Source organism: Mycolicibacterium xanthum (assembly GCF_019710635.1).
Lineage (GTDB): Bacteria > Actinomycetota > Actinomycetes > Mycobacteriales > Mycobacteriaceae > Mycobacterium > Mycobacterium xanthum.
On the sequence record NZ_JAIFZS010000006.1, the window covers coordinates 193,741 to 212,945 of the forward strand.

Genomic DNA, 19,205 nt, shown 5'->3' on the forward strand with positions numbered 1-19,205 from the left:
AGTCAACCGGCACCGACGAGCGCTTGCGCGAGGAGTCAACCGGCACCGACGAGCGCTTGCGCGAGGAGTCAACCGGCACCGACGAGCGCTTGCGCGAGGAGTCAACCGGCACCGACGAGCGCTTGCGCGAGGAGTCAACCGGCACCGATGAGCTCGCCGATGACGATTCGGCCTGATCCGGCCGGTAAGCTGGCCCGTCGTGACCGATCGCCCCGCAGCTGTCATGCGGCTCTATGACACCTTGACCGGTGGTGTGCGCGACTTCGCGCCGCTGCGGCCCGGCCACGTCTCGATCTATCTGTGCGGGGCGACCGTGCAGGGCCTGCCGCACATCGGCCACGTCCGCAGCGGCGTCGCGTTCGATGTGTTGCGCCGCTGGCTGATGGCCAAGGGTTTCGACGTGGCTTTCATCCGCAACGTCACCGACATCGACGACAAGATCCTCAACAAGGCCGCCGACGCCGGCCGTCCGTGGTGGGAGTGGGCTGCCACCTACGAACGCGCCTTCAGCGCCGCCTACGACGCGCTGGGGGTGCTGCCGCCGTCGGCGGAGCCGCGAGCCACCGGGCACATCACCCAGATGGTCGAGTTGATCGACCGGCTGATCGATCGTGGGCACGCCTATACCGGGGGCGGGGACGTCTACTTCGACGTCGCCACGCTGCCGGACTACGGCAAGCTCTCCGGTCACCGGATCGACGACGTGCACCAGGGTGAGGGTGTGGCCACCGGCAAGCGGGACCAGCGCGACTTCACGCTGTGGAAGGGCGCCAAACCCGGCGAGCCGTCCTGGCCGACGCCGTGGGGCCGGGGCAGGCCCGGCTGGCACACCGAGTGCGTGGCGATGTGCGAGGCCTATCTGGGCGCCGAGTTCGACATCCACGCCGGGGGCATGGATCTGGTCTTCCCGCACCACGAGAACGAGATCGCGCAGGCCGAGGGGGCCGGCGACGGGTTCGCCCAGTTCTGGTTGCACAACGGCTGGGTCACCATGGGCGGCGAGAAGATGAGCAAGTCGCTGGGCAACGTGCTCGCGATTCCCGCTGTGCTGCAACGGGTTCGGCCCGCCGAGCTGCGCTACTACCTGGGCTCTGCGCACTACCGGTCGATGCTGGAGTTCTCCGAGGCGGCGCTGGCCGACGCCGCGAGGGCCTACACCGGCATCGAGGACTTCCTGCACCGGGTGCGCACCCGCGTCGGTGCGGTGGTTCCGGGGGAGTGGACGCCGAAGTTCGGTGCCGCCCTCGACGACGACCTGGCGGTGCCGACCGCGCTGGCCGAGGTGCACGCCGCCCGCGCGGAGGGCAACCGCGCCCTGGACGCCGGTGATCACGACGGCGCGCTGAAGTACGCGACCTCGATCCGCGCGATGATGGGGATCCTCGGTGCCGACCCGCTGGACGAGCGCTGGGAGTCCCGCGACGAGACGTCGGCCGCGCTGGCGGCCGTCGACGTGTTGGTGCACGCTGAGGTGAAACGTCGCGAGGAGGCCAGGGCGCAGCGCGACTGGGCGGAGGCCGATGCCATCCGCGACCGGCTCAAGGCGGCCGGTATCGAGGTGACCGACACCGCCGACGGTCCCCAGTGGTCACTGCTGGAGGGGGCGGACAAGTAATGGCGGGTAACTCCCAGCGCCGCGGCGCGGTCCGCAAGGCGGGGACCAAGAAGGGCCCGACCGTCGGTTCCGGTGGTGTGCGCCGCCGGGGGCTGGAGGGCAAGGGTGCGACGCCGCCGGCGCATCAGCGGGCGAACCACCCGGCGGCCAAGCGGGCCGCCAAGGCCGCACGGCAGGCCCAGGGCAGGCACAAGAAAACCGACGACGTCGAGATCGTCCTCGGTCGCAACCCGGTCGTCGAATGCCTGCGGGCCGGCGTGCCCGCAACCGCCCTGTACGTGGCGCTGGGCGCCGACAACGACGAGCGCCTCACCGAATCGGTGCAGATGGCCGCCGACCGGGGTATCTCGATCCTCGAGGTGCCGCGACACGATCTCGACCGGATCGCCGCCAACGGCATGCACCAGGGCATCGCGCTGCAGATGCCGCCCTATGACTACGCCCATCCCGACGACGTGCTCGCCTCGGCCCGCCGGGATGCGATGCCCGCGCTGCTGGTGGCGCTGGACAACATCTCCGATCCCCGCAACCTCGGCGCGATCGTCCGCTCGGTGGCGGCGTTCGGCGGGCACGGCGTGCTGATCCCGCAGCGCAGGTCGGCCTCGGTGACCGCGGTCGCCTGGCGCACCAGCGCCGGTGCGGCGGCCCGGATCCCGGTCGCACGGGCGACCAACCTCAATCGCACGCTCAAGCAGTGGGCCGATGCCGGTCTGCAGATCGTCGGCCTCGACGCCGACGGCGACATCACCATCGACGAGTTCGAGGCGGACGGCCCGGTCGTCGTGGTGGTCGGCTCGGAGGGCAAGGGCCTGTCCCGGCTGGTGCGGGAGAACTGCGATGCCATCGTCTCCATCCCGATGGCGGGGCCCACCGAGTCGCTGAACGCTTCGGTGGCGGCGGGCGTGGTGCTGGCCGAGATCGCGCGGCAGCGCAGGGGCTAGAACGCCGGTCGGCCGCCGAGCGGGACCAGCTCGGTGGACTTGGGCTCGATCCCGCGGCCCGGGGTGATCCGGCGCAGTCTGCGGATGGCCCACGGCGCCGCGAAGGACACCGCCCAGCGGAGGTTCTCGGATCTCGTGGCCGGCCTGGTCGCGGCGGGCAGGAACGTCGACGACGGCGTGGCCGAGGGTTCGGCGTCGGGCAGGCAGCCGAAGACGCGGCCGGCCATGTGGAGGTGCCCCAGCGCCGACAGGTGCACGCGGTCGTGATCCCACAGCCGGGGGTCGCGGAACTCGTCGAACCGCCAGAAGTCGACCAGCCCGATGCCGAGGCCGTCGGTGATGCTGCGCAACAGCTCGTTGTAGATGGCCGCACGCCCCCGCAGTCCCCGGAACATCGGTTTGGCGCCCAGATCCGGCGCGGTGAAGGCCAGCACCACCGCTCCGGTCTGCTGCAGCGCCTTCAGGCCGTCCGCGTAGCGGGCCATGATCGAATCCATGTCGATGCTCAACGCCATCAGGTCGTTCATGCCGGCATAGACCGTCACCAGGTCCGGCTCAAGCAGCTGGGTGAGTTGGACCTGCGCGGTCATGATGTCGTCCATCGTGCGGCCGCGGACCGCGAGGTTGGCGTAACGGAATTCGGGGTCCGACCGTGCGAGGCGGGCAGCCAGCAGGTCGGCCCAGCCCCGCACGCCGTTGCGGCTGCCGGGGTGCGGGTCGCCGATGCCCTCGGTGAAGGAGTCCCCGAGGGCGACGTATCTGCGGTAGCGCACCACGTTGACCATTTTCCCGGGTCCGGGCCGCTTTCGCGCCCGCTGGGGCCGTGCCGGAAGGTGAAAGGTCGGGGGTCAGAGGTTGAACATTCGAAGACTCACCCACAGTGCGGCCACCGCGGCCACCAGCACCGCCGGGGCGGTGCAGAACCCGATCCGGCTGAACTCGCCGAAGCCGACCTCCCTGTCGTCGAGATCCCTGCGAACCACGCTGCGCCACAACAGGTTAGCCAACGATCCGACGTAGGTCAGGTTGGGGCCCACGTTGACCCCGATCAGCACCGCCAGAACGGGGGCCGGTCCGGCCGCGGCGACGATCGGGAGCAGCACCAGCACCGCGGGCAGGTTGTTGACGAGGTTGGACAGCACCGCGGCCACCGCGGCGACGCCGAGCAGCACCAGGAAGCCCTCGCCGCGCGGCGCCACGTGCCGCATCGCCGATTCCAGGCCGGTACGCATCACCGCGTCGACCACCACGCCCAGGCACAGCACGAAGGCCAGGAACGGGATGTCGGCCGCCGTGAGGATGCGCCGCAGGCTGGTACGGCCGACGGCCAGCCCACGCGCGGCCAGCATCACCGCGCCGGCCAGCGCCGCCCACGCCGGGGAGAGACCCGACAGCGACGTCAGCGCGAACCCGGCCAGCGTCAGGCCCAGCACCGCCATCGCGAAGACCGGCCACTCGGGCGGGGCGATCGCCGCACGGCGCGGCGCGGCGGCCAACTCCCTGGCGAAAAGCCAACGCAGCAGGACGAACTCGACGGCGACCGCGGCCAGCCAGGGCAGCGTCATCACCGCGGCGAAATGCAGGAACGTCAGGCCTGCGGCGCTGAAGGCCAGCAGGTTGGTCAGGTTGGACACCGGCAACAGCAGCGATGCGCTGTTGGCCAGGTGCGCGGTGGCATAGGCGTGCGGCCGGGCCGAGACGGCAAGGGTGCGCGCGGTGGCGAGCACGACCGGGGTCAGCAGCACCACGGTGGCGTCCAGGCTGAGGATCGCGGTCACCGCGGCGGCGATCGCGAACACCGAAGCCAGCAGCCGGTTCTGGCCGCCCGCGCTGGCCCGGGCCATCGCCACGCCCGCCGCATGGAACAGGCCCTCGTCGTCGCACAGCCGGGCCAGCACGAGCACCGCGGCCAGGAACCCGACGACGGGCGCCATCTGTCCGACCACGGTGACGGCGTCCTGCCAGGTCGTCGCGCCGGCCACGACCACCAGTGCGGCCGCGGGTACGGCCACCACCGCTTCGGGCCACCGGTGCGGCCGCACCAGCGCGAACCCGAGCACCGCGACCAGCGCGGCGACCGAGACCGTCAGCTCCATGGATCGGCGCGCCGCCACAGCGTCGGCAGGTGCAGCGCGACGCCGTCGTGCTCGGCGAGTCGGGTCAGCACGGCCATCGATGCGTCGAGGTCGTCGGCGGCGAACGGCAAGGCGCGCAACGGCCTGTCCAGCGGGCGGAAGAAATCGTCCCAGTGGGTGAGCACCACCCGCCGCGCACCCACGGCGCGCACCGTCTGTGCCCAGTACTCGGTGATGTAGGTGCTCGGCTGCAGCCCGAGCTGCCCGACGCCGAGGTAGGCGACATCGGCGCGCAGCCCGGCCAGGGCCCCGGGGACGAACCCGGCGCTGCCGACGATCAACAGCCGGCGGTCGGTCGGTCGGTGCCGCAGGTGTATCGACCACGCCTCCCCACAGCGGTAGGCCGAGGCCCGGGCCGGCGGCACCACCGGTGCGGTGATCGGGCCCGGGAAGCGGTCGGGTGGGCAGTGGCTGCCCTCGATCAGGGTGAGCTCGTAGGCACCTGCGTCGACCGGCGCGCCCGCGGTGACGACGTCGATGTGCGCCAGCCCGTGCCCGAGCCCGATCTGCGCCGCCGAGGAGCCGCCGATCAGCCGGGCGCCGGTGAGCCGGGCCACCAGCGCCGAGTCCAGCGCGTGGTCGTAGTGGGTGTGCACCGGGGCCACCGCCGCCAGGCGCCGCACGCCGAGCCGGGCCAGGCCGTCCTCGACGCGGGCCCGCGACGACGTCAGCGTGCGCGCAGCGACGGTGAGAAGACCTGGCCGGGAGAAGAATCCGTCGGTCATCACCGCGGACTCTCCGTCGTCGACGAGCAGCGTGGTGACACCGGCCCAGGACACCGACAGCGGGCTGTCCGGCGAGGCGGGCGGCACGTCGAAGCGGGCGGAGTAGGCCGCCAGATCGGGCCGCCCGGCCTTCAGCCGCATGAGTTTCTCCCTGGGGCGTCGCGGTGGTCGTGGTGCTAGCTGAACGGCGAGAGCGTCACGCCGTCGGCGATCAACCGCTCCCGTACCGCGGTCGCGATCTGCACCGCGCCGGGCGAATCACCATGCACGCAAACCGATTCCACCGTGACGGAGATGGTCGAACCGTCCACCGCGGTCACCCGGCCCGCGGTGACCATCGATGCGACGCGGGTGGCGATCTCGTCGACGTCCTCGAGCACGGCGTTGCGCTCCCGGCGTGACAGCAGCTTGCCGTCGGACCGGTAGGCGCGATCGGCGAACGCCTCGGGCACCGTCCGCAGGCCCAGCCGCTCGGCCTCGGAGAAGAACGCCGAGCCCGCCAGGCCCAGCACCGGCAGATCCGGCCCGGCCGCCCGAACCGCCTCGGCGACGGCGCGGGCCTGGTCGCGGTGCTCGACGATCGCGTTGTACAGCGCGCCGTGCGGCTTGACGTAGCTGACCCGCGATCCCGCAGCGCGGGCCAGGGCCTCCAGCGCGCCGATCTGATAGATCACCTCGGCGGTGAGTTCCTCGGGCCCGACGTCGATGAATCGCCGGCCGAAGCCGGCCAGATCTTGGTAGCCGACCTGGGCGCCGATCCGGACGCCGCGTTCGGCGGCGGCCCGGCAGGTGCGCGCCAGCGTCGCGGCATCGCCCGCGTGGAAGCCGCACGCGATGTTGGCGCTGGAGACCAGGTCGAGCATCGCCTCGTCGTCGCCGAGCCGCCACACCCCGAAGCTCTCGCCGAGGTCGGCGTTCAGATCCACGGTCGCGGTGGCCACGGGTCCCAGCCTAGGTGGCACGATCGGGCGATGGCCCGAGAAGACGTCCTGGTTTCGGCAGCGGAGCTGTCCCGGCGGCTGGCCGGGGACACCCCGCCCGTAGTCCTCGACGTGCGCTGGCAGCTCACCGAACCCGACGGCCGCGCGGCCTTCGAGGCCGGGCACATCCCGGGGGCGGTGTACGTATCGCTGGAGGACGAGCTCACCGACCATTCGGTGCCGGGGCGCGGCCGTCATCCGCTGCCGTCGGGCACTCGGGTACAGGACTGTGCGCGGCGGTGGGGCCTTCGCGAGGGCGGGCAGGTGGTGGTCTACGACGACTGGAACCGCGCCGGCTCGGCCCGCGCCTGGTGGGTGCTCACGGCGGCGGGAATCCCCGGCGTCCGCATCCTCGACGGGGGTCTGGGCGCGTGGCGGGCCGCCGGCGGTGCCCTGGAGACGGGGGTGGCGCAACCCGGGGCCGGTGACGTCACGGTCGCGCATGACGATCTCTATGCCGGCGCGTTGCCCACATTGACCGCCGAGCAGGTGCACACCGTGCGACTGCTCGACGCGCGGGCCCCCGAACGTTTCGCCGGGCGGGTGGAGCCGGTCGACCCGGTGGCCGGACACATCCCGGGTGCGGTCAACCTGCCCAGCACCACGCTGCTCGCCGACGACGGCCGGTTCCTGGCCGGTGCGCAGCTGGCGGCTCTTGCCGGCCCGGCCACCCGGACCGGGGTGTACTGCGGATCCGGGGTCACCGCGGCCGTGGTGGTGGCCGCCCTGGCCAGCGTCGGAGTGGATGCCGCGTTGTTTCCCGGATCATGGTCGCAGTGGTGCGCCGACCCCGACCGCGCGGTGGCCACCGGCGGGCAGGACGGCTATCCCGCGTGACGGCGGCTGCCGACCAGCCAGCACACCAGGAAGATCGCGAACGAGATCGTCGTGACGAACACCGACACCGGCACCCCGGGGGCCAGCGAAAGCACGATGCCGCCGACCGCGGCGATCTCGGCGAAGACCACCGACGCGCCCATCGCCTTGATCGGTGAGCTGAACACCCGGGCCGCCGCGGCCGCCGGCGTGATCAGCAGCGACATCACCAGCAGCGCGCCGACGATCTGCACACCCTGTGCCGCGGTCACCCCGACCAGCGCCGCGAACACGATGCCGAGGCCCCGCACGGGCACCCCGCGGCCGGCCGCCACCTCGGGGTCGACGGTGGCGAACAGCAGCGGGCGGTAGGTCACCGCCAGTACCGCCATCACCAGCACCGCCACCACCGCGAGCAGCGCGAGCCCCGAGTAGCCGACGCCGACGATCTGGCCGGTCAGCAGCGCGAAGCTGGTACCGGTGCGGCCGGGGTAGAGGTGGATGAACAACACCGCCAGCCCCAGGCCGAAGGCCAGCACGACGCCGATCGCCGAATCCCGGTCACGGGTGCGCTGGCCCAGGATGCCGAACAGCACCGCGGCCAGGGCGGACCCCAGCAGCGCGCCGATGCCGATGTTGAAGCCCGCCAGCAGCGCGAAGGCCGCGCCGGTGAGCGACAACTCGCTGGATCCGTGCACCGCGAAGGACATCTGGCGCATCACGATCAGCGGCCCGATCACCCCCGAGATCAGCGCGAGCAGCGCCGAGGCGAGCAGTGCCTGCTGCACGAAGTCACGCCCGAGCAGGTCGGCGGTGACGTCGAAGGCGAAGAAGTTCGACAGCAGCTGCTCCAGCTTCTCAGTCATGGCCGTGCCCGCCCGGATGGTCGGCGTGCTCGTAGTCCGCGCTGTCGTGGTCGTGGTGGTACTGGCTCTGCTCACCGACGACGATGTAGCGACCGCCTATGCGCAGCACCTCGATCTCCGAGCGGTAGAGCTCGGAGAGGGTCTGCGAGGTCATCACCTCCTCGACGGTGCCGATCCGGAACCGGCCGTCGACCAGATAGAGCACCCGGTCCACGTACGGCAGAACCGGGTCCACCTCGTGGGTGACGAACAGCACGGCGGTGTCCGCCTCGCGCCGGCGCCGATCGATCAGCGCGCACACCAGCCGGGCGTTGGCCGGATCGAGGTTCAACAGCGGTTCGTCGCACAGCAGCAACAGCGGATCGGTGGCCAGCGCCTGCGCGACCCGCACCCGCTGCAGCTCGCCGCCCGACATCACCCCGACCGGTACGTGAGCCAGCTGGGTGCCGTTGACCTGGGCCAGTGCCCGGCGCACCGCGTCTCGTTTGGCGCTGCGGGCCTGTCGGCCCCAGCCGGTCATGCCCCAGCGGTGCCCGTCGTAGCCCAGGGCCACCAGATCCGAGCCGCGCAGCGACAATCCGCGATCCATCGATCGGTGCTGGGGCACGTAGCCGATCTGTTCACTGCCGGTGCCGACCGGCCGGCCGGCCACCTCGACCGTGCCGGCGGTGAGCGGCATCTCGCCGAGCAGCACCTTCAGCAGCGAGGTCTTGCCGGTGCCGTTGGGCCCCAGCACGGCGATGAACTCGCCGGCGGCCACCTGCAGGTGGAGGTCGTCCCACAGCACGCGCTCGCCGAACGCGAGGCGCGCATGGGACAGGGAGACGACCGGGGGGCGGCTGGGCACAGCGATTGATTATCGGCTCGGTGACGGGGCGCGATCCAATTGGGCCTGGAACTCGCCGACCGTCGACCGCTGCCACTCGACGAAGTCCATGCCGTCGGGCAGGGTCTCGGTCACCGAGATGACCGGCAGCGACGCTTGCTGCGCGGCATCCGCGATGCGCTGGGTCACCGGGCTTTCGGTCTGGGTGTTGACCACCACGGCGGACACCTCGCGGGCATCGATGAGGTCCAGCATCGCGGCGACGTCGGCGGGCGAGGGATCGTCGCCCTCTTCCACCGCATTGGCGAACGACGGCGGTGTCTTGTCCGCGATGCCCGCATTGACGAGCGCGTAGTGGGCAACCGGTTCGGTCGACACCACCGAGGCGCCGGGGTGGGACTGCCCGACCGCGCGCTGCGCGGTGGCGATGGTGTCGAGCTCCTCGCCGAAGCGCTCGGCGTTGGCGGTGTAGTCACCGGCGTGCGCAGGATCGGATGTGCCGAGTTTCTCGGCGATGCTCCCGGCGACCGCCTTGACGGTGGCGAGGTCGTAGAAGACGTGTTCGTTGGCCGGCTGCTGGGGTGTGGCCAGCAGTGAGAAGGCGTCGACGGTCGGGACGTCGGGCGCGTTGGCCAGCACGTTCTCGATCCAGTGGTCGTAGCCGCCGCCGTTGAAGACCACCAACGACGCGTCGGAGATCTGTGCGGCCTCGGCGGGGCTGGCCTCGAACGAGTGGGGATCGGCGACGGTGCCGGTGATGATCGACGACACGTTCGCGTGGTCGCCGGCGACGGCGCTGGCCACACTGCCCCAGACGTCGGTGGAGGCGACGACATCGGTCGTGCCGCGGTCGTCGTCGGCGTCCTGCCGGTCCTGCGAGCAGCCGGACAGCGTGAGCGTCAGCAGGGTCGCCGCGCCCGCGGCGATCAGAACACGCATGGACATCTCCCGAGTACTACCGACACTAATGAAAATCGTTTCCAATAACTGTAGCGCATGTCCGGCGCAGCGATCACCCGGCGGCCGCACCCGCGTTGCGCACCCGTCGGTCGGCTGGCCCATCCACTAACCTCAACGAGCATGTCCAGGAGTCCGGCGCCGAGGCGGCGGGCGACCCTGGCCTCACTGGCCGCCGAGCTGAAGGTGTCCCGGACCACCGTCTCCAACGCCTACAACCGGCCCGACCAACTGTCCGCCGAGTTGCGCGAACGGGTGCTGTCCACCGCCAAGCGGCTCGGCTATCCCGGACCCGACCCGGTGGCCCGCTCGCTGCGCACCCGCAAGGCCGGTGCGGTCGGCCTGGTGATCACCGAGCCGCTGAACTATTCGTTCCGGGATCCCGCCGCATTGGATTTCGTTGCGGGCCTTGCCGAATCGTGCGAGGCCGTGGGGCAGGGACTGCTGCTGGTGGCGGTCGGCCCGAACCGCACCGTCAGCGACGGGTCGGCCGCGGTACTGGCCGCCGGTGTCGACGGGTTCGTGGTGTATTCGGCTTCCGACGACGACCCGTATCTGCCCGCGGTGCTGCAGCGTCATCTGCCGGTGGTGGTGGTCGACCAGCCCCGCAACATTCCGGGCGCGTCCTGTGTGTGCATCGACGACCGGGCCGCCATGCGGGCCGTGACCGAGCATGTGCTCGAGCTCGGCCACCGGGAGATCGGGCTGCTGACGATGCGGCTGGGCCGGGACTGGCCGCAGGCCGGACCCGCGCCGGCGTTGGCCGAACCGCAGCGCGTGCTGACGCCCGATTTCCATGTCCAGAGCGAACGCATCCTGGGCGTGTCCGAGGCGATGTCGGCGGCCGGCCTCGATCCCGGGTCGTTGATCGTCGTCGAGAGCTACGAGCACCTGCCCACCTCCGGTGGGGCCGGTGCCGACGTCGCCCTGGCGGCCAACCCGCGCATCACCGCGTTGATGTGCACCGCCGACGTGCTCGCGCTCTCCGCGATGGACCACCTGCGGTCGCGCGGCGTGTACGTCCCCGGGCAACTGACGATCACCGGTTTCGACGGGATACCCGAGGCGCTGCAGCGCGGGCTCACCACCGTCGTGCAGCCCAGCGCCGAGAAGGGCAGGCGCGCCGGCGAACTGTTGCACAGTCCGCCCCGCTCGGGGCTTCCCGTCGTCGACGTGCTCGACGTCGAGGTGGTGCGTGGCCGGACGTCCGGCCCACCGGCCTAGCCGGACGCCGGGTCGACCGGCCTAGCCGGACGTGCCCCGCCGACGCCCGAGCAGGTACTGCAGTGCCGTCACCACGTCGTCGGGGGTGTCCACCCGGTAGGTCGCCGCGGTGTCGCCGGGCCCGACCTTGACCCCGACGTCGGCGCCGCGCAGCCGGCGGAACGCCTTTTCGTCGGTGACGTCGTCGCCGAAGTACACCACCGCCGACGCTTCGTCGCGGTCGCGCAGGATGTCGATCGCCTCACCCTTGTCGACGGAGATGACCGCGAACTCGAGGACCGCCTTGCCGGTGGTGACGTGGGCGTCCCAGCCCGCGGCGGCCGCCCAGGCGGCGGTCAGTGCCGCCTCGCCATCGGCGGCCGAGGCGTTGCGGACGTGCAGTGCGACGCTGGCCGGCTTGGTCTCGACCGTCACCCCCGGTCGCGCCGCGGCGATCTCGGACAGGGTGTCGATGATGTTCTGCAACAGCGCCACGTCGATGTCGTGCGCGAACCCCGAGTCGAACTCAGCACCGTGGCTGCCGACCAGCTGCACGGTCGACGGCATCGACGTCAGTGTCCGCAGGTCGCGCAGGGCCCGCCCGGAGATCAACGCCACCGACGTCGCCGCGACCTCGGCGAGCTCGACCAACGCGCGGCCCGCGCCCGGCAGCGGGCGCGCATCGGACGGGTTGTTCACGATCGGCGACAGGGTGCCGTCGAAGTCGGAGGTGACCAGCAGGCGCGGCACCACCGCGGCGGCGTCGAGGGCGGTGGAGAGCTCGGTAGGCAGATCGCTCACCCGTCAGATCTTAGGCTGCTCGCCGTCCCCGATCAGCAGCCGCACCGCCAGATCCAGTCGCTTGCTGACATCGGTCGCCGATGCCCGCCGGGTCAGCCAGGCCAGCAGGTTGGACAGCCACACATCGGAGATCACCCGCGCGATGTGGTACTGGTCCTCGGTGGGCTCGCCGTCGCTCATCGCCCTGGCGAACATCGAGTCCATCAGCTTGCCGACATGGTCGACCTCGCCGGCGGCCGAAGCGTCGGCGAAGACGAACGCCCTGGTCATCGCCTCGGTCAGCAGCGGGTTGCGCTGCATCGCCCGGTTCAGCTTGCCGACCATGATGTTGAGCCGCTGATACGGCGTCGCGCCCGCGGCCAGCGCCGCGCGGTCGGTCTTGGCGTCGATGCGCTCGAACTCCCGGCCCAGCGCCGAGACCAGCAGATGCACCTTCGACGGGAAGTACCGGTACAGCGTGCCCACCGCGACGTCGGCGCGTTCGGCCACCGCCCGCATCTGGACGGCCTCGTAGCCGCCCTTGGAGGCGATCGCCAGCGTGGCGTCCAGGATGCGTTTGCGCCGCTCCCGCTGAGCCTCCGAACCCAGTTCGGACTCGGCGAGGGCGGCGACGTTCACCACCTGCCGGGGCCGGGACTCGGCGCCCGCGCCGCGCGCCGGTGTCTTCGGCAGCTCTGCTGACAACTCAGACGTCCCAGACATGCGGCGCGCGGCTCCTTCGTGATGCGGTTCGGTGGAAAACGATACGCATGCCGGTCCCCGATTTCTCACCTCGGTGCCGGGTGGACGCGGAGGTGTCCTGCTGTTATGCCGGTCGACTTGACGGTCGAACGCTGGCACTATTAGAACACGTTCTAGTGGGAAGCACGGCCTTCTCGCCCAATCGCTAGGAGTCACGGTGTCGGCTGGTTCTTCGATTTCCTCCGCCCCGAGCGCCGACGAGCAGTCCGCGGCACGTGAACTGGTCCGGACCTGGGCCGCCGGGGCGTCGGTGGTGGACGCCGCGCGCGACGTCGAGCACGGCGACGCGGCGGCGTGGCGGGTGCCCTACGCCGGCCTGGCTCAACTAGGGATCTTCGGTGTGGCGCTGCCCGAGGAGCACGGCGGAGCCGACGGCACGATCGCCGATCTGTGCGCGATGCTCGACGAGGCCGCGGCGGCCCTGGTGCCCGGACCCGTGGCCACCACGGCCCTGGCCACGTTGCTGTTGGGTGAATCACACGCCGATCTGCTCGAGCAGCTGGCGGTCGGTGCGCGCACCGCGGGGATCGCGCTGACCGGCGACGTCGTCAGCGACGATGGTCGCGTGTCCGGCACCGCCCCCTACGTGCTGGGTGCGACGGCCGACGGGGTGCTGGTGCTGCCCGCCGGGGACGGCTGGGTGCTCGTCGATGCCGCCGCAGGCGGGGTGAGGGTCGAGCCGCTGGCCGCCACCGACTTCTCCCGCCCGTTGGCCCGGGTGACGCTCGACGGTGCGGCCGCCGAGGTACTGCCGGTCTCCGGTCAGCGCGTCGTCGACCTCACGGCGACCGTGCTGGCCGCCGAGGCCGCCGGGCTGGCACGCCGGCTGCTGAACACCGCGACCGAGTACGCGAAGGTGCGCGAGCAGTTCGGCAAGCCGATCGGCAGTTTCCAGGCGATCAAGCACATGTGCGCGGAGATGCTGCTGCGTTCCGAGCAGGCCTCGGTGGCGGCGGCCGACGCCGCGCAGGCCGCCTCCGATATCGACACCGGCATCGGCGATGGCGGGCAGCTGTCGCTGGCCGCGGCGCTGGCCGCGTCGGTCGGCATCGAGGCGGCCAAGGCCAACGCCAAGGACTGCATCCAGGTGCTGGGCGGCATCGGCATCACCTGGGAACATGATGCGCACCTCTACCTGCGACGGGCCTACGGCATCGCCCAGTTCCTCGGCGGCCGGTCACGCTGGCTGCGCCGGGTGGCCGCACTGACCCGGCAGGGCGTCCGCCGCGAGCTGCACATCGACCTCGCATCGGTGGCCCACCTGCGGCCCGAGATCGCCGCCTCGGTCGCCGATGTCGCGGCGGTGCCCGACCAGGGCCGCCAGCCCGCACTCGCCGACGCCGGCCTGCTGGCGCCGCACTGGCCGCGGCCCTACGGCCGGGCCGCCGGGCCCGCCGAGCAGTTGCTCATCGACCAGGAGCTGGCAGCCGCCGGGGTGGTACGGCCCGACCTGGTGATCGGCTGGTGGGCGGTGCCGACCCTTCTCGAGCACGGCAGCCCGTCGCAGGTCGAGCAGTTCGTGCCCGCCACGCTGCGCGGCGAGTTGACCTGGTGCCAGCTGTTCAGCGAGCCGGGCGCGGGCTCGGACCTGGCGGCGTTGCGCACCAAGGCGGTTCGCACCGAGGGGGGCTGGAAGCTCACCGGGCAGAAGGTGTGGACCTCCGCTGCGCAGCAGGCGCACTGGGGGGTGTGCCTGGCCCGCACGGACGCCGACGCCCCGAAACACAAGGGCATCACGTACTTCCTGATCGACATGAAGTCACCCGGTATCGTGATCCGCCCGCTACGCGAGATCACCGGTGACGAACTGTTCAACGAGGTGTTCTTCGACGACGTGTTCGTCCCCGACGAGATGGTGGTCGGAAACGTCAACGACGGATGGCGACTCGCCCGCACGACGCTGTCCAACGAACGGGTCGCTATGGCGCAGGGCACCGCGCTGGGCAACCCGATGGAGGAACTGCTCCAGGTGGTCGCCGAGCTGGATCTCGATGCCGCACAACAGGATCAGCTGGGTAGCCTGATCGTCACCGCGCAGGTGGGATCGTTGCTCGACCAGCGCATCGCGCAACTCGCGGTCGGCGGCCGGGACCCCGGCCCGGAGGCCAGCGCGCGAAAGCTGATCGGCGTGCGCCACCGGCAGGGCCTTGCGGAGTTCCGGATGGACGTCTCAGAAGGGGCCGGCGCGGTGGTCAACCAGCAGGTGCACGCGTTCCTGAACACCCGCTGCCTGACCATCGCCGGCGGCACCGAGCAGATCCTGCTGACGATGGCCGGCGAGCGGTTGCTCGGGCTGCCCCGTTAGCCGAAGGTCGTCTGCGCGCGGGCGGTCGGCCTGGCCCCCCGGCTACTCGTCGTAGGTGACTTCGACCGAATCCGAACACGGATGGGCCTGGCAGGCCAGGATGAGCCCTTCCTTGAGGTCTGCGGCATCGAGAACGTCGTTGGCCTCCATCTGCACCTCACCGGACTTCTTGACGACCGCACACGCACCGCAGTGGCCTTCGCGGCACGAGAACGGCGCGTCGAGCCCCTTGTCCAGCAACACGTCGAGCAGCTTGGCGCTGCGCGGCCAGGACAACTCATGGGTTTGTCCGTCCAGGGTGACCACCGCGGTGGCCGGGCCACCGGCCGTGTCGTCGCCATCGTCGGTGTCCGCCGGGACGATGGTCACCTTCGCGAACGGGTCGGAATCCAGCGACTTGAACACCTCGATGTGGATGCGTCCGGCGGGCAGTCCCGAACCCTCCAGCGCGTCCTCGGCGGCCGCCATGAACGGGCCCGGCCCGCAGATGAACGCCTCACGAGCGCAGAAGGGGGCCACCAGCTCGGCAAGCCCGGAGGTGCCGGGCAGTCCCTGCACCGACTCCAGCCAGTGGATCACGCTCAGCCGGTCGGGGTACTTGGCCGCCAGGGCGCGCAGCGTATCGGCGAAGATCACCGACTTCTCGTCGCGGTTGGCGTAGATCAGCGTCACCTTGCCGCCGCCCTGCGACAGCGCCGACTTCAGGATGGCCATCATCGGGGTGATCCCGCTGCCCGCGGCCAGCAGCAGGAAGTCGCCGTCGAGGGACTTGGGCACGAACGTGCCGGACGGCGCCAGCACGTGGATGCGCATACCGGCGTGCGCGTTGTCGCACAGCCAATTCGACGCGTAACCGCCGGCGGTGCGCTTGACCGTCACGGTCAGCGGATCGCCGGTGAACGGCGAGCTGCACAGCGAGTAGCACCGGGCGACGGAGCCGGTGCGTTCGCTGGGCACCCGCAGCGTCAGGAACTGGCCCGGGGCATAGCGCAGCTTCTCCGCCGGGACCGGCGCGTCGGCGGGGGACGTGAACACCAACGAACGCGCGTCCGGCGTCTCGTCGATGACGTCGGCGATCTCGAGCTCGAGCACGTGAGCACCCAGCGGCTCGTCCGTCGCTACGTGGGTCACAGATGAGCCCTTCCTCGCGGCGGCCGCCGGCCGACTTCGGTACATAACTAGAACAGGTTACAGAAATGGATGTCTGCAGGTCCAGCCGCCACAGGACGCCGCTGCTCGACACAAATCGTAACGTGTTCTAATCTCTTGTAGGTCAGTTCGCACGCCTTTGGAGGCAAACCAGTGACGTCCATTGAACAGCGCGACGCGCAGTCGGTTCTCGCCGGTATCGACGATCTGCTGCCGCGGATCGCCAAGCGCTCCGCCGCCGCCGAGGAGTTGCGGCGACTGCCCGACGAGACCGTGGCCGAACTCGACGAGGTCGGGTTTTTCAAGCTGCTCCAGCCCGAGCAGTGGGGCGGGCTGCAATGTGATCCGACCCTCTTCTTCGAGGCCGTGCGGCGCATCGCCAGCGCGTGCGGTTCCACCGGCTGGGTCGCTTCGATCCTCGGCGTGCACAACTGGCACCTGGCGCTGTTCGACCAGCAGGCTCAGGACGACGTCTGGGGTGGCGATCCGGCCGTGCGGGTGTCGTCCTCGTACGCACCGATGGGCGCGGGCACCGTCGTCGACGGCGGTTATCTGGTCAGCGGCGCCTGGCAGTGGTCGTCGGGCTGTGACCACGCGACGTGGGCGTTCCTCGGCGGTCCGGTGATCAAGGACGGTAAGCCGGTTGACTTCGGCAGCTTCCTGATCCCGCGCACCGACTACCGCATCGACGATGTCTGGAACGTGGTCGGCTTGAAAGCGACCGGAAGTAACACCTTGGTGGTCAAGGACGTCTTCGTGCCGCGCCACCGGTTCCTGTCGTACCGGGCGATGAACGACGGCACCGCGGGCGGTTACCGGAACAACACCGCTCCCGTCTACAAGATGCCTTGGGGCACCATGCATCCCACCACGATCAGCGCTCCGATCATGGGGATGGCGTATGGCGCCTACGACGCGCACGTCGAGCATCAGGGCAAGCGGGTGCGCGCGGCATTCGCCGGCGAGAAGTCGAAGGACGACCCGTTCGCGAAGATCAGGATCGCCGAGGCGGCCAGCGACATCGACGCCGGCTGGCGCCAGCTGATCGGCAATGTCGGCGACGAGTACAAACTGTTGCAGGCCGGCGAGGAGATCCCGTTCTCGTTGCGCGCCAGCGCCCGTCGCGACCAGGTCCGGGCCACCGCACGGGCGATCGCCTCGATCGATCTGCTGTTCGAGGCTTCCGGTGCGACGGCTCTGCAACTCGATCAGCCCGTGCAACGGTTCTGGCGCGACGCACACGCCGGCCGGGTGCACGCGGCCAACGAGCCCGAGCGGGCGTACCTGATCTTCGGCAATGACGCGTTCGGGCTGCCGCCGCAGGACACGATGGTGTGATGGGCTGGACCCGATGACTTCCTTCGCCGCCGAGGCTGCCCAGCAGCAGATCACCTTCGAATCGACATCGCGGTATGCGCAGGTGCGAGACGACATGCGGTTGCACTATCACGAGGCCGGCGTCGGCAACCCGGAGACCGTCGTGCTGCTGCACGGCGGTGGTCCGGGTGCGTCGAGCTGGTCCAACTTCGGCCGCAACATCGGTGTGTTCGCCCGGCATTTCCACGTGCTCGCCGTGGACCAGCCGGGCTACGGGCATTCTGACAAGCACACCGAGCACGAGCAGTACAACCGCTACAGCGCCACCGCGGTGCTGAACCTGTTCGACCACCTCGGTATCGAACGTGCTGCGCTGGTGGGCAATTCGCTCGGCGGCGGCACCGCGGTGCGGTTCGCCCTGGACAACCCGAAGCGGGCGGGCCGGCTGGTGCTGATGGGGCCCGGCGGATTGAGCGTGAACCTGTTCTCCCCGGATCCCACCGAAGGGGTCAAACTGCTCGGCCGGTTCGCCGCCGAGCCGACCCGGGAGAACATCGAGAAGTTCCTGCGCATCATGGTCTACGACCAGAGCCTGATCACCGATGAACTGATCGACGAGCGATTCGCCATCGCCAGCGACCCCGATTCGCTGGCGGCCACCAGGGCGATGGGCAAGTCGTTCGCCGGGGCAGACTTCGAGCTTGGCATGATGTGGCGCGACGTCTACAAGCTGCGCCAACGGGTGCTGCTGATCTGGGGCCGCGAGGACCGGGTCAACCCGCTCGACGGTGCGCTGTTGGCGCTCACGCAGATTCCCCGTGTCCAGCTGCACGTCTTCGGTCAGTGCGGGCACTGGGCGCAGCTGGAGAAGTTCGACGAATTCAACAAGCTCACCATCGACTTCCTCGGAGGTTCCGCATGACCATCCGTTCGTTGGGGTATCTGCGGATCGAGGCCACCGACGTCGGGGCCTGGCGCGAATACGGTCTCAAGGTGCTCGGCATGGTGGAAGGGTCGGGCAGTACCGAGGGCGCGCTGTATCTGCGGATGGACGAGTTCCCCGCGCGCCTGGTGATCGTCCCCGGCGAGCGCGACAGGCTGCTGGCGTCCGGGTGGGAGGCGGCGAATACCGCTGGTTTGCAGGACATGCGAAGGCGCCTGGACATCGAGGGCACCCCCTACAAGGAGGCGAGCGCGGTCGAGCTCGCCGAGCGGCGGGTGGACGAGATGATCGTCTTCGACGACCCGTCCGGCAACACGCTGGAGGTGTTCCACGGCCTCGCGCTGGAGCACCGCAGGGTTGTCAGCCCCTACGGGCACCGGTTCGTGACCGCGGAGCAGGGCCTCGGACATGTCGTGCTGACTACCCGAGACGATTCCGAGACGCTGCACTTCTACCGCGATGTGCTCGGCTTCAGCCTGCGCGACTCGATGCGGCTGCCGCCGCAGCTGGTGGGCCGGCCGGTCGACGGCGCCCCGGCCTGGCTGCGGTTCCTGGGTGTCAACCCGCGCCACCACAGCCTGGCCTTCATGCCCGGCGAGACGCCCAGCGGGATCGTACATCTGATGGTGGAGGTGGAGAACTCCGACGACGTCGGCCTGTGCCTGGACCGCGCGCTGCGGCGCAAGGTCAAGATGTCGGCCACCTTGGGTAGGCACGTCAACGACAAGATGCTGTCGTTCTACATGAAGACGCCTGGCGGCTTCGACGTCGAGTTCGGCTGCGAGGGAATGGAAGTCGATGACGACGGCTGGGTCGCCAGGGAGAGCACCGCCGTCTCGCTGTGGGGCCACGACTTCAGCGTGGGCTTCAAGGGCCAGTGACGAG

18 protein-coding genes are annotated in these 19,205 nt (G+C 70.5%); 8 read left to right on the forward strand and 10 right to left on the reverse strand.

All coding sequences use genetic code 11. The features are described from left to right. Positions 1 to 223: 223 nt before the first annotated feature. Both cysS and rlmB read left to right on the forward strand, forming a co-directional pair. Positions 224 to 1,615 carry a cysteine--tRNA ligase gene (gene cysS, locus JDV09_RS04100; protein WP_255604823.1) on the forward strand — a complete coding sequence of 464 codons (1,392 nt, stop codon included), beginning with the start codon at positions 224 to 226 and terminating at the stop codon, positions 1,613 to 1,615. Further along, positions 1,615 to 2,556, forward strand: coding sequence for a 23S rRNA (guanosine(2251)-2'-O)-methyltransferase RlmB (rlmB, locus tag JDV09_RS04105; RefSeq protein ID WP_221367825.1), 942 nt, complete (start codon positions 1,615 to 1,617; stop codon positions 2,554 to 2,556). Before cysS ends, rlmB begins: the two co-directional genes overlap by 1 nt. Here rlmB and JDV09_RS04110 read toward each other — a convergent pair. The 4 genes from JDV09_RS04110 to JDV09_RS04125 form a co-directional block, all read right to left on the reverse strand. Next, positions 2,553 to 3,329 carry an SGNH/GDSL hydrolase family protein gene (locus tag JDV09_RS04110; protein WP_308123995.1) on the reverse strand — a complete coding sequence of 259 codons (777 nt, stop codon included), beginning with the start codon at positions 3,327 to 3,329 and terminating at the stop codon, positions 2,553 to 2,555. The genes rlmB and JDV09_RS04110 overlap by 4 nt on opposite strands. A gap of 75 nt (positions 3,330 to 3,404) precedes the next feature. Further along, complete coding sequence (locus tag JDV09_RS04115) at positions 3,405 to 4,652, reverse strand: SLC13 family permease (RefSeq protein ID WP_221367827.1); 1,248 nt, start codon at positions 4,650 to 4,652, stop codon at positions 3,405 to 3,407. After that, on the reverse strand, positions 4,643 to 5,557 hold the full coding sequence (locus tag JDV09_RS04120) for an MBL fold metallo-hydrolase (protein ID WP_221367828.1): 915 nt from the start codon (positions 5,555 to 5,557) through the stop codon (positions 4,643 to 4,645). The genes JDV09_RS04115 and JDV09_RS04120 overlap by 10 nt, the downstream gene beginning before the upstream one ends. A 35-nt stretch (positions 5,558 to 5,592) precedes the next feature. Beyond that, positions 5,593 to 6,357: a LamB/YcsF family protein gene (locus JDV09_RS04125; protein ID WP_221367829.1), complete on the reverse strand. Its 765-nt coding sequence runs from the start codon at positions 6,355 to 6,357 to the stop codon at positions 5,593 to 5,595. A gap of 30 nt (positions 6,358 to 6,387) precedes the next feature. Here JDV09_RS04125 and JDV09_RS04130 point away from each other — a divergent pair, with 30 nt between their 5' ends. Further along, positions 6,388 to 7,233 (forward strand): sulfurtransferase, encoded by an 846-nt coding sequence (locus tag JDV09_RS04130; protein WP_221367830.1) that lies wholly within the window; start codon positions 6,388 to 6,390, stop codon positions 7,231 to 7,233. Here JDV09_RS04130 and JDV09_RS04135 read toward each other — a convergent pair. From JDV09_RS04135 to JDV09_RS04145, 3 genes are read right to left on the reverse strand one after another with little or no spacing between them, the layout of a single operon-like run. Beyond that, positions 7,221 to 8,078: a metal ABC transporter permease gene (locus JDV09_RS04135; protein ID WP_221367831.1), complete on the reverse strand. Its 858-nt coding sequence runs from the start codon at positions 8,076 to 8,078 to the stop codon at positions 7,221 to 7,223. The two genes, JDV09_RS04130 and JDV09_RS04135, sit on opposite strands and share 13 nt — an antisense overlap. Then, complete coding sequence (locus JDV09_RS04140; protein ID WP_221367832.1) at positions 8,071 to 8,925, reverse strand: metal ABC transporter ATP-binding protein; 855 nt, start codon at positions 8,923 to 8,925, stop codon at positions 8,071 to 8,073. The genes JDV09_RS04135 and JDV09_RS04140 overlap by 8 nt, the downstream gene beginning before the upstream one ends. A 9-nt stretch (positions 8,926 to 8,934) precedes the next feature. Next, a complete protein-coding gene (locus tag JDV09_RS04145) occupies positions 8,935 to 9,843 on the reverse strand; it encodes a metal ABC transporter solute-binding protein, Zn/Mn family (RefSeq protein ID WP_221367888.1) in 909 nt (302 codons plus the stop codon). A gap of 141 nt (positions 9,844 to 9,984) precedes the next feature. Here JDV09_RS04145 and JDV09_RS04150 point away from each other — a divergent pair, with 141 nt between their 5' ends. Further along, positions 9,985 to 11,085 (forward strand): Rv3575c family transcriptional regulator, encoded by a 1,101-nt coding sequence (locus JDV09_RS04150; protein WP_221367833.1) that lies wholly within the window; start codon positions 9,985 to 9,987, stop codon positions 11,083 to 11,085. A gap of 21 nt (positions 11,086 to 11,106) precedes the next feature. Here JDV09_RS04150 and otsB read toward each other — a convergent pair whose 3' ends face one another. Further along, the gene (otsB, locus tag JDV09_RS04155) at positions 11,107 to 11,865 is read right to left on the reverse strand and encodes a trehalose-phosphatase (protein ID WP_221367834.1); all 759 of its coding nucleotides are present in this window, start codon (positions 11,863 to 11,865) and stop codon (positions 11,107 to 11,109) included. A gap of 3 nt (positions 11,866 to 11,868) precedes the next feature. Next, the gene (kstR, locus tag JDV09_RS04160) at positions 11,869 to 12,567 is read right to left on the reverse strand and encodes a cholesterol catabolism transcriptional regulator KstR (RefSeq protein WP_255604784.1); all 699 of its coding nucleotides are present in this window, start codon (positions 12,565 to 12,567) and stop codon (positions 11,869 to 11,871) included. Between the two features lie 196 nt (positions 12,568 to 12,763). On the opposite strand from kstR, the gene JDV09_RS04165 reads away from it, so the two are divergent. Beyond that, the gene (locus tag JDV09_RS04165) at positions 12,764 to 14,911 is read left to right on the forward strand and encodes an acyl-CoA dehydrogenase family protein (RefSeq protein ID WP_221367835.1); all 2,148 of its coding nucleotides are present in this window, start codon (positions 12,764 to 12,766) and stop codon (positions 14,909 to 14,911) included. A 42-nt stretch (positions 14,912 to 14,953) separates the two neighbouring features. Here the strand turns inward: JDV09_RS04165 and JDV09_RS04170 are convergent, their stop codons facing one another. Further along, on the reverse strand, positions 14,954 to 16,042 hold the full coding sequence (locus JDV09_RS04170; protein WP_308123997.1) for a 2Fe-2S iron-sulfur cluster-binding protein: 1,089 nt from the start codon (positions 16,040 to 16,042) through the stop codon (positions 14,954 to 14,956). 171 nt (positions 16,043 to 16,213) lie between these two features. Here JDV09_RS04170 and hsaA point away from each other — a divergent pair, with 171 nt between their 5' ends. The 3 genes from hsaA to hsaC are packed head-to-tail and all read left to right on the forward strand — an operon-like array spanning position 16,214 to position 19,201. Next, complete coding sequence (gene hsaA / locus JDV09_RS04175; protein WP_221367837.1) at positions 16,214 to 17,398, forward strand: 3-hydroxy-9,10-secoandrosta-1,3,5(10)-triene-9,17-dione monooxygenase oxygenase subunit; 1,185 nt, start codon at positions 16,214 to 16,216, stop codon at positions 17,396 to 17,398. Between the two features lie 13 nt (positions 17,399 to 17,411). Further along, the gene (gene hsaD / locus JDV09_RS04180) at positions 17,412 to 18,299 is read left to right on the forward strand and encodes a 4,5:9,10-diseco-3-hydroxy-5,9,17-trioxoandrosta-1(10),2-diene-4-oate hydrolase (protein WP_221367838.1); all 888 of its coding nucleotides are present in this window, start codon (positions 17,412 to 17,414) and stop codon (positions 18,297 to 18,299) included. Then, positions 18,296 to 19,201 carry an iron-dependent extradiol dioxygenase HsaC gene (hsaC, locus tag JDV09_RS04185; protein WP_221367839.1) on the forward strand — a complete coding sequence of 302 codons (906 nt, stop codon included), beginning with the start codon at positions 18,296 to 18,298 and terminating at the stop codon, positions 19,199 to 19,201. The genes hsaD and hsaC overlap by 4 nt, the downstream gene beginning before the upstream one ends. Positions 19,202 to 19,205: the final 4 nt, after the last annotated feature.

Excerpts from the sequence above, each read along its gene's own strand:
- cysS (WP_255604823.1), top strand. The coding sequence starts at position 224 with ATGCGGCTCTATGACACCTTGACCGGTGGTGTGCGCGACTTCGCGCCG.
- rlmB (WP_221367825.1), top strand. The coding sequence starts at position 1,615 with ATGGCGGGTAACTCCCAGCGCCGCGGCGCGGTCCGCAAGGCGGGGACC.
- JDV09_RS04115 (WP_221367827.1), bottom strand. The coding sequence starts at position 4,652 with ATGGAGCTGACGGTCTCGGTCGCCGCGCTGGTCGCGGTGCTCGGGTTC.
- JDV09_RS04120 (WP_221367828.1), bottom strand. The coding sequence starts at position 5,557 with ATGCGGCTGAAGGCCGGGCGGCCCGATCTGGCGGCCTACTCCGCCCGC.
- JDV09_RS04130 (WP_221367830.1), top strand. The coding sequence starts at position 6,388 with ATGGCCCGAGAAGACGTCCTGGTTTCGGCAGCGGAGCTGTCCCGGCGG.
- JDV09_RS04135 (WP_221367831.1), bottom strand. The coding sequence starts at position 8,078 with ATGACTGAGAAGCTGGAGCAGCTGCTGTCGAACTTCTTCGCCTTCGAC.
- JDV09_RS04145 (WP_221367888.1), bottom strand. The coding sequence starts at position 9,843 with ATGCGTGTTCTGATCGCCGCGGGCGCGGCGACCCTGCTGACGCTCACG.
- JDV09_RS04150 (WP_221367833.1), top strand. The coding sequence starts at position 9,985 with ATGTCCAGGAGTCCGGCGCCGAGGCGGCGGGCGACCCTGGCCTCACTG.
- kstR (WP_255604784.1), bottom strand. The coding sequence starts at position 12,567 with ATGTCTGGGACGTCTGAGTTGTCAGCAGAGCTGCCGAAGACACCGGCG.
- hsaD (WP_221367838.1), top strand. The coding sequence starts at position 17,412 with ATGACTTCCTTCGCCGCCGAGGCTGCCCAGCAGCAGATCACCTTCGAA.
- hsaC (WP_221367839.1), top strand. The coding sequence starts at position 18,296 with ATGACCATCCGTTCGTTGGGGTATCTGCGGATCGAGGCCACCGACGTC.